At 31.2% G+C, this 7,787-nt stretch carries 10 protein-coding genes; 6 read left to right on the top strand and 4 right to left on the bottom strand.

The genetic code is table 11. The features are described from left to right. Positions 1–58 precede the first annotated feature (58 nt). Genes CHX27_RS01405 through CHX27_RS01430 form a run of 6 tightly spaced genes read left to right on the top strand, consistent with a single transcriptional unit; the run spans position 59 to position 5,106 of the window. Entirely contained in the window at positions 59–748 is a 690-nt protein-coding gene (locus CHX27_RS01405) for a glycosyltransferase family 2 protein (protein WP_094484987.1), read from the top strand. 1 nt (position 749) lies between these two features. Beyond that, a complete protein-coding gene (locus tag CHX27_RS01410; RefSeq protein ID WP_094484988.1) occupies positions 750–2,231 on the top strand; it encodes a cellulose synthase family protein in 1,482 nt (493 codons plus the stop codon). A 2-nt stretch (positions 2,232–2,233) separates the two neighbouring features. After that, positions 2,234–3,556 (top strand): polyprenol phosphomannose-dependent alpha 1,6 mannosyltransferase MptB, encoded by a 1,323-nt coding sequence (mptB, locus tag CHX27_RS01415; RefSeq protein ID WP_094484989.1) that lies wholly within the window; start codon positions 2,234–2,236, stop codon positions 3,554–3,556. Further along, on the top strand, positions 3,549–4,100 hold the full coding sequence (locus CHX27_RS01420) for an RNA polymerase sigma factor (protein WP_094484990.1): 552 nt from the start codon (positions 3,549–3,551) through the stop codon (positions 4,098–4,100). The genes mptB and CHX27_RS01420 overlap by 8 nt, the downstream gene beginning before the upstream one ends. Continuing rightward, positions 4,097–4,363, top strand: coding sequence for a hypothetical protein (locus CHX27_RS01425; RefSeq protein WP_094484991.1), 267 nt, complete (start codon positions 4,097–4,099; stop codon positions 4,361–4,363). The genes CHX27_RS01420 and CHX27_RS01425 overlap by 4 nt, the downstream gene beginning before the upstream one ends. A gap of 59 nt (positions 4,364–4,422) precedes the next feature. After that, positions 4,423–5,106 (top strand): hypothetical protein, encoded by a 684-nt coding sequence (locus CHX27_RS01430; protein WP_133063387.1) that lies wholly within the window; start codon positions 4,423–4,425, stop codon positions 5,104–5,106. Between the two features lie 44 nt (positions 5,107–5,150). Here CHX27_RS01430 and CHX27_RS01435 read toward each other — a convergent pair whose 3' ends face one another. The 4 genes from CHX27_RS01435 to CHX27_RS01450 all read right to left on the bottom strand — a co-directional run bounded on the left by CHX27_RS01435 (position 5,151) and on the right by CHX27_RS01450 (position 7,728). Next, positions 5,151–5,549: a hypothetical protein gene (locus tag CHX27_RS01435; RefSeq protein ID WP_094414344.1), complete on the bottom strand. Its 399-nt coding sequence runs from the start codon at positions 5,547–5,549 to the stop codon at positions 5,151–5,153. A gap of 44 nt (positions 5,550–5,593) precedes the next feature. Next, positions 5,594–6,130 (bottom strand): carboxymuconolactone decarboxylase family protein, encoded by a 537-nt coding sequence (locus tag CHX27_RS01440; protein WP_094484993.1) that lies wholly within the window; start codon positions 6,128–6,130, stop codon positions 5,594–5,596. Positions 6,131–6,235: 105 nt separating this feature from the next. Further along, positions 6,236–7,057, bottom strand: coding sequence for a helix-turn-helix domain-containing protein (locus CHX27_RS01445; RefSeq protein WP_094484994.1), 822 nt, complete (start codon positions 7,055–7,057; stop codon positions 6,236–6,238). Between the two features lie 71 nt (positions 7,058–7,128). Next, the gene (locus CHX27_RS01450) at positions 7,129–7,728 is read right to left on the bottom strand and encodes a carboxymuconolactone decarboxylase family protein (RefSeq protein ID WP_094484995.1); all 600 of its coding nucleotides are present in this window, start codon (positions 7,726–7,728) and stop codon (positions 7,129–7,131) included. Positions 7,729–7,787 lie beyond the last annotated feature (59 nt).

Genomic DNA, 7,787 nt, shown 5'->3' on the forward strand with positions numbered 1-7,787 from the left:
AAATAAAATCAAAAATCAATTAATTTAATTTCACCCAACGGGTTAATATAGACTTTTAGTGAACAGAATTAAAGTAATCATACCGGCTTTCAATGAAGAAAATGCAATTGCTAAAGTAATTGCAGAAATTCCTGATTGTGTCGATGAAATCATTGTAATTAGCAACAATTCAACTGATAAAACGGAAGAGGTTGCCAAAAACGCTGGTGCTACAGTACTTTCAGAACATCGAAAAGGATATGGTTACGCCTGTTTAAAAGGCCTGGAATACATCGAACAGCTGGAGATAAAACCCGAAATAGTTGTTTTTTTAGATGGCGATTATTCCGATTATCCAGAAGAATTATCGCATTTAATTGAACCCATAATTAACCATAAGATTGATTTCGTAATTGGAGCCAGAGTAAAACAGTTACGTGAAAAAGGAGCTATGACACCTCAACAAATTTTTGGTAATTGGCTGGCTTGTTTTTTAATGAAACTATTTTTCAATGCTAAATTTACAGATTTAGGTCCATTTAGAGCCATAAAATACCATAAATTGAGGCAACTAAAAATGGAGGACAAAACCTATGGTTGGACTGTGGAAATGCAATTAAAAGTAATGAAACAAAAAATGAGTTATGTAGAAGTTCCTGTTCGTTATAAAAACAGAATTGGAACTTCAAAAGTATCGGGTACAGTCAAAGGAACCATCATGGCAGGAATAAAAATAATAGGTTGGATTTTCAAATACGCATTCAAATAAGATGATCAGCACACTTTCTTATATAATTTTAATTATTTACAGCATTGCCATTTTATTAATATTCTTGTATGGTTTGGCACAGCTTAACTTGCTTTTTAATTACTTGAAAAGTAAAAAAATAAGGAAAAAACATGAGCAATTCGATTTTACAAATCCAAACGAAATACCGCATATCACCATTCAACTGCCTATTTATAATGAAAAATATGTGGTGGAAAGGTTGCTAATTCAAGTTTCAAAATTACAATATCCATCTGATAAACTGGAAATACAAGTTTTAGATGATAGTACTGATGACAGTGTTATACAAACATCAAAGTTGGTTCATCAAATTGCACAAACCGGTATTGCTATCAAACATATCACCCGCACCAATAGGATTGGTTTTAAAGCCGGTGCATTGAAAGAAGGCTTAGCAATAGCCAAAGGTGAATTCATCGCCATTTTTGATGCCGACTTTTTACCGGAAAAAGATTGGCTCCTGAAAACGGTTCCTTATTTTAAAAACGATAAAATTGGCGTAGTTCAAACGAGATGGGGTCATCTTAACAAAAAATATTCAATCCTAACAAAAATTCAAGCTTTTGCGTTGGATGCACATTTTACGTTGGAACAAGTGGGCAGAAATTCTAAATTGCATTTTATAAACTTTAATGGAACAGCCGGCATATGGAGAAAAAAATGCATACTTGATGCCGGTAATTGGGAAAGCGATACCTTAACCGAAGATTTGGATCTAAGCTACCGGGCACAATTAAAGAAATGGGAATTCATTTTTCTGGAAGATGTGGTCACACCGGCTGAATTGCCCGCCATTTTAAGTGCTGCTCGCTCCCAACAATTTCGATGGAATAAAGGCGGAGCGGAGAACTTTGTAAAAATGAAACACCGAGTGATGAACTCTACTTCCCTTCCATTAAAAACAAAACTACACGGATTATTGCACTTGCTCAACAGCTCCATGTTTTTGTGCATATTCACCATGGCCGTATTGAGTATTCCAGTTTTGTTTATTAAAAATCAGTACAGTCATATCAGTTTATATTTTGACATCATGGTCTTTTTCATTGTCACTTCAATCATATTCTTTATCTGTTACTGGAATACCTATAAAGTTATTGAAGGCAAAGGTTTTGTAAATTTTTCGAAATACACAGGCCTCTTTTTTACGTTTTACAGTATTGCGATGGGATTTTCTTTTCAAAACTCAATTGCTGTTTTGGAAGGACTATTTGGCAAGAAAAGTGAATTCATCAGAACGCCAAAACTCAACATAGAAGCATTAAAAGAAAAGTGGAAAGAAAACAGTTATATTTCAAAAAAAATATCAAAATATACCATTTTTGAAGGTTTACTAATGCTTTACTTTTTATTTGGTTTAATTGCCGGATATCATTTCAATGATTTTGCATTATACCCGTTTCACTTAATGCTCATTTTCGGATTTAGTTTTGTGTTTTTTAATTCGTTTAAAAATACCTAAGCTTGAATTATTCATCCAAATATTTCTATTTTTTTGCAATTATTGCAACAGTACTTGCATACTTAGACGTAGCATATACCTATCCAAGAGATAATTTTATTGCCTTATTTGGATGCTATACAGTAGCCTTTTTTAGTTTTATTGCACTCTATAAAAATGAATCGATTACCGAAAAACGGCTTTTTTATTTAGGTATTCTTTTTAGAATGCTTTTTCTATTTGGGATACCCTTTTGGTCACAAGATTTTTATCGTTTTATATGGGATGGTAATTTAGTGTGTCAAGGATTTAATCCGTATTTGAATACACCTGATCAAATCATCAACAGTACTTCTATACCTAATGCTCAAGAATTGTACAACAAAATGGGAGTATTGAGCGCTGCACATTATTCCAATTATCCGCCAATTAATCAGCTTCTTTTTGGAATTTCAAGTTATTTAAGTCCTAATTCAATTTTTTGTAATGCTTTAATTCTAAAACTAATTATTTTAGTATCCGACATTGGAATATACCATTTTGGTAGAAAAATTTTGCTTCATCTTCATCAAAATCCGAAGAAAATATTTCTTTACTTTTTGAATCCATTAGTGATTATCGAGCTTACAGCAAACCTTCATTTTGAAGGCGTAATGCTTTTCCTTTTTACGTTAGGAATGTATTATTTCTTCAAAGAAAAAATTGTAGTTGCCGCACTATTCATTGCTCTTTCCATAGCCACAAAATTACTTACCTTATTACTGCTCCCTTTTTTGTTTCACCAACTTGGTCTTAAAAAAAGTAGCTACTTTTACAGTGTTGTATTGAGTATTGTATTATTAACTTTTCTGCCTCTTTATTCCGCTGAATTAGTTTCAAATTATTCCAAAACTATTGGGCTTTGGTTTACCAATTTTGAGTTTAATGCCAGTTTATACTATATTGTTCGTGAAATTGGCTTTTATTTGAAAGGCTATAATATCATTCAAACTGTGGGAAAGTATACACCCTTTGTTACCTTATTAGTCTTTTTATACTTTGCTGTATTTAAAAAAAATAAACCTGCGATACACCTTTTTTCAAACGCACTTTTTGCTCTCTCCATTTACTTTTTCATATCAACCACCGTGCATCCTTGGTACATCATTAACGTTGTGTTTTTGTCACTCTTTACGCGATTTAAATTTCCTATTAGTTGGTCGTACTTGGTTATTTTAAGTTATTTTGCCTATTCAAATACACCATTTAAAGAAAATTATATTTTACTTTTGATTGAATATGGGCTTGTTTTTACTATTCTTTTTTACGAATTAATCCCACCTAGAAAAATTATCAGCAATGGATGATCACCTGAAAATAGTGGAAAAATGGGTTCATTTATATGGTGATATACTCTATAATTGGGCTTTCCATAAAACAAATTCCAAAGAAATTGCGGAAGATTTGGTTCAAGAAACATTTATCATAGCTTTAAAAAAAATCAATCAATTTGAGAATAGAAGTTCGCCCAAAACCTGGCTAATTGCTATTTTAAATAATAAAATTATTGACCATCATCGAGCCAATTATTCCACAAAATTCACTTCCATTGAAAAAAACGGAATCACTTTAACCAATACAATGTTTGACAATGAAAATTTTTGGTTGAATGAACTGGATGAAAAAATTTGGAATGAAAATGATAAGAGTAGCGTTGAGCGAGTAGAAAGTAAATTAAAAGAATGTATATCCGATTTACCTGAAAAATGGAATTTAGCTATCAGTTATAAATATTTTTCCAATCAAAAAACAGAAGTTATTTGTCAGGAATTAGGAATCACTACGTCTAATTATTGGCAGATTATTCACAGAGCCAAGTTACTATTAAAAAAATGCGTAGAGTCAAAATGATAAATCTTAGAAAAATTTTACCTTATTTGTTATATTCTTGCAAAAGAGTATCTGCCATTATCAGTATTAATCCATCGGAACGCACTAAAAAAGAACAGTTTATATTGGAATATCATAAATTGATTTGCAAAGCGTGCCATAACTATCAGTACCAAAACGACATTATTGAAAATTCACTTTCAACTTCAAATGAAGAAACAACTGTTTTATCTGAAGAGAAAAAAGCAGCAATTATTTCTACTTTAAAAAGCAATTTCAAATAGTAGTGAAAAAGATGTAAACTACTGAAAACTTAAAAACAGTCTACTCAACCGCTCACAAAATGAAATCATTGGATACCTATTTCCCAAAAATGAATCCAATATTTCTTGGCTTTTTCATCAGTCTTTTAGGTTCCTTACCCTTGGGTTATATTAATGTGGTTGGACTACAAATCTTACTTCAACAGGGAATCATTAGTCATGTATTATTTGTGTTCGGTATTGTTGTTATTCAATTTTTTATGTTAAAATCAGTGAGCATCGGTGCCAAATGGTTGGTGAAACAAAAAAACTTAATGTTGTTTATTGACGTTTTTACCGTTTTGTTTTTTGCTTTACTGAGCTATTATTTCTTTACAAATTACAATGTAACGTCATCTTCACTTTCGCAATTTCCGTTATCCGGTTATCCTTTTTTGCTGGGTTTGTTTCTTAATGTCTTGAATTTTATTCAATGGCCGTATTGGGCAGGCATCTTTATCTATTTATTCAGAACAAAAAAATTAAATCCGAACAAGCACAACAACTCTATTTTTATAGTCGGTGTTTTAGTAGGTACTTTTACAGGAATGTTAGTGTTCGCATATATATCAAACTTTTTTATTCAACAGAGTAATTTCAAAATTAATACTTATTTTAATAGTATTTTTGCAGTGTTGTTCTTAGGTTTAACACTAATGCAATGTTTTAAATTAGTGGTTAATTACAAAAAAAGAATCAACGCAAAAAGAGATTCTCTGTTATAGAAAATCTCTTTTTAATACGCTGTTTTTTTGTAAACAAACTGTAATTACTTCTTCACACTAATAGCATAATGCGGCGTAGGATTTAAAGGACACGAGTAAACATATTCCCCCTCTTTTAACTCAACAACTCCTGTAAGTTGAGTATCACCTTTTTTAATTAATGCAGTAGTAAAAGAGTTTTCTAAAGCCGTTTTCATTACATCCATATTTTTGTCTGAAGCCTTTTGAATTACAAAACCTACTTCTTTGTTGACATCTATGTTGGTTACTTTAAACTGATATTTACCCGGTTTTAATTGTAAGCCTTTAACATTGAATTCACCCGTTGTTTGAGATAAATCAATCACGGTTACTTTCTGCTCTTTTGATTGAGCAAAAGAAATGTTGGAAGAAAATAGTGTAGCAACGGCTACTAATACGAAAGTTAAAAATTGTTTTTTCATTTTGATTTAATTTTTAATGTTATTAATTTATGAATAGTTAAAGATTAAGAAAGCTCCGGTGCAAGTGGAAAGTCAATTTCAAAACCGGCAAGATTGTGGATATAGTTACTAATTACTTTATCTCCAATAACAATAACAACATCAATCAAATTTGCTTCGCTATAACCAGCTGCAAAGAAATTATCTTTTACCTCTTGATTTACTTTGGCTTTATTTTCTACCACTGCTTTTACAAATTTTACTAAGGCATCTAATTTTGAATCAAATGAGGCACTTCCTTTTCTAAGTTCAATTACTTGCTCATCTGTAAAGCCATTCATTTTACCAATTAGAGTGTGTGCCGACTGACAATACAAGCATCCATTGATTTGACTTGTAATCAAATTGATAACTTCTCTTTCTTTAGCTTTTAAAGTGCTCTTTCTGTTTTGAAAAGTTAAATAGTCGCCTAATGCTGTTTCGTTTTTAGCATAATAAGCATACAGATTTGGTACAAAACCTAAAGCATTTTTAAGATTGTCAAAAATGGCTTGATTGTTTTCCGATACATCTCCTCGGGTGGGAACTGAAAATTTTGTCATTGTTTATAATTTTATGATTATTAATTTAACAATGCAAAGATGTGGCAATAAAAAAGGGTAATGTTAGGTAACTTTGCCCGATAAGTAGGTAATTTTTCCCTTTTGCTATTTTTCTCTGAAATCAGATGGAGAAACGCCTTCGTAGTTTTTAAAAAAGCGACTAAAAGTTTGAATTTCTTCAAAACCTATTTCAAACGCAATTTCTTTAATACTTTTGTCTGTATACTTTAAAAGTCTTCTTGCCTCTAGCATTTTTCTCTCTTGAATATATTGTAATGGTGATTTTTTAGAAAGCTTTGAAAAAAGATTAGAAAGTGTTTTAGGTGATTTATTAAGTAAGTCAGCGTATTCTGCTACGGTATGCTTTGTTTTAAAGTAGTTTTCAACTAAAAAATTATATTCCCTAACAATATCAATCTGATTGTTATCAATTTTGTTATATTGTTCTTGGTTTTTGTAAATTCTTGTACTTAAGATGACAAACCTTTTTAGCATTGACTGTAACATTTCGAGTTGTAAATTATCTGTAGATTCCATCTCAATTTCAATCATTCTCCAAATAATATGAAACTTTTCAACTTCTATATCTGGGATTGTAATAATAGGCAGTTGTGAAGCTCCGAAGAATAAAATCCCTTTACAGCCTACCTCACTATCATGATCAATGATACAGTAAAACGACCTATTGAAACGTAGCATTTTAGCGTTACAAACTTTTGAAATATCAATTTTATGTAATTCTGTTAGGCAGACTAGCTGGTTTTTTTCAAATGAATAATCAATACCATCTATCGTAATCATATTGTTATTCATTTGGAACCAAAGAAAAGTCAAGGCATTCTCGGATGACTCCTTTTGCAAATAGCAAGCGTTGCTGTTAATTTCCTTTACAATTAAATGTTCGTTATTTTGTCCTTTAAAAAACATAATTTAAATGGAATTTAATAATGATTGTAATTTTTAGTTGCTAATATTCAAAAATGAATAAATTATAATGGTTAGTAAGTATGCTTTCCAGCATTCCAACCTTTGGACTCTAAATAAATCAAACCGCTTTCGTTTGCTCCTTCCTCTATTGGTGTACCCATGCTATCGTTCCAGCGGTTCAAAAATCCGAATAAAGCGACAACTCCTAAAATTTCAACAATTTCATCATCTGTCCAATATAAACGCATTTTAGTAGCAATTTCATCATCTACTTGATTTGGAATTGCTGAGCTTTTTAAAGCGAATTCCAAAGCAACTCTCTCAGCTTCTGAAAAAGCAGGGTAAGTTTGAAACTCCCAAATATTTTCTAACTTTTCTTGAGCGGCACCATATCGCTCTGCAGCTCTTATTGTGTGAGCTTGACAATAACGGCAACCTGCTTGATGACTAGAAATGAATCCAATAAACCTTTTTAAATCACTGGTAACATTACCTTTATTATCCATAACCGCTTTGTTCAAATTAATAAAAGCATATGCAATTTCAGGTCTACGAAACATTGTTTTTATACTATTAGGGCAAAATCCTAATGTTTCATTATAAAAGGTAATTAATTTTTGAAGCTCTGCATCATTAGGATTTTCAAGAGGACTTACAAGTGGATTAAGCATTTTATTTGTTTTTTGAACCCGTTGGGTGAAATTAAATTAATTGATTTTTGATGTTATTT

This window comes from Flavobacterium aurantiibacter (assembly GCF_002251775.1).
Lineage (GTDB): Bacteria > Bacteroidota > Bacteroidia > Flavobacteriales > Flavobacteriaceae > Flavobacterium > Flavobacterium aurantiibacter.

Coding starts and splice junctions, on each gene's coding strand:
- CHX27_RS01440 (WP_094484993.1), bottom strand. CDS start 6,130: ATGACAAAATTTTCAGTTCCCACCCGAGGAGATGTATCGGAAAACAAT.
- CHX27_RS01450 (WP_094484995.1), bottom strand. CDS start 7,728: ATGCTTAATCCACTTGTAAGTCCTCTTGAAAATCCTAATGATGCAGAG.
- CHX27_RS01425 (WP_094484991.1), top strand. CDS start 4,097: ATGATAAATCTTAGAAAAATTTTACCTTATTTGTTATATTCTTGCAAA.
- CHX27_RS01430 (WP_133063387.1), top strand. CDS start 4,423: ATGAAATCATTGGATACCTATTTCCCAAAAATGAATCCAATATTTCTT.
- CHX27_RS01435 (WP_094414344.1), bottom strand. CDS start 5,549: ATGAAAAAACAATTTTTAACTTTCGTATTAGTAGCCGTTGCTACACTA.
- CHX27_RS01445 (WP_094484994.1), bottom strand. CDS start 7,057: ATGTTTTTTAAAGGACAAAATAACGAACATTTAATTGTAAAGGAAATT.
- CHX27_RS01420 (WP_094484990.1), top strand. CDS start 3,549: ATGGATGATCACCTGAAAATAGTGGAAAAATGGGTTCATTTATATGGT.
- CHX27_RS01410 (WP_094484988.1), top strand. CDS start 750: ATGATCAGCACACTTTCTTATATAATTTTAATTATTTACAGCATTGCC.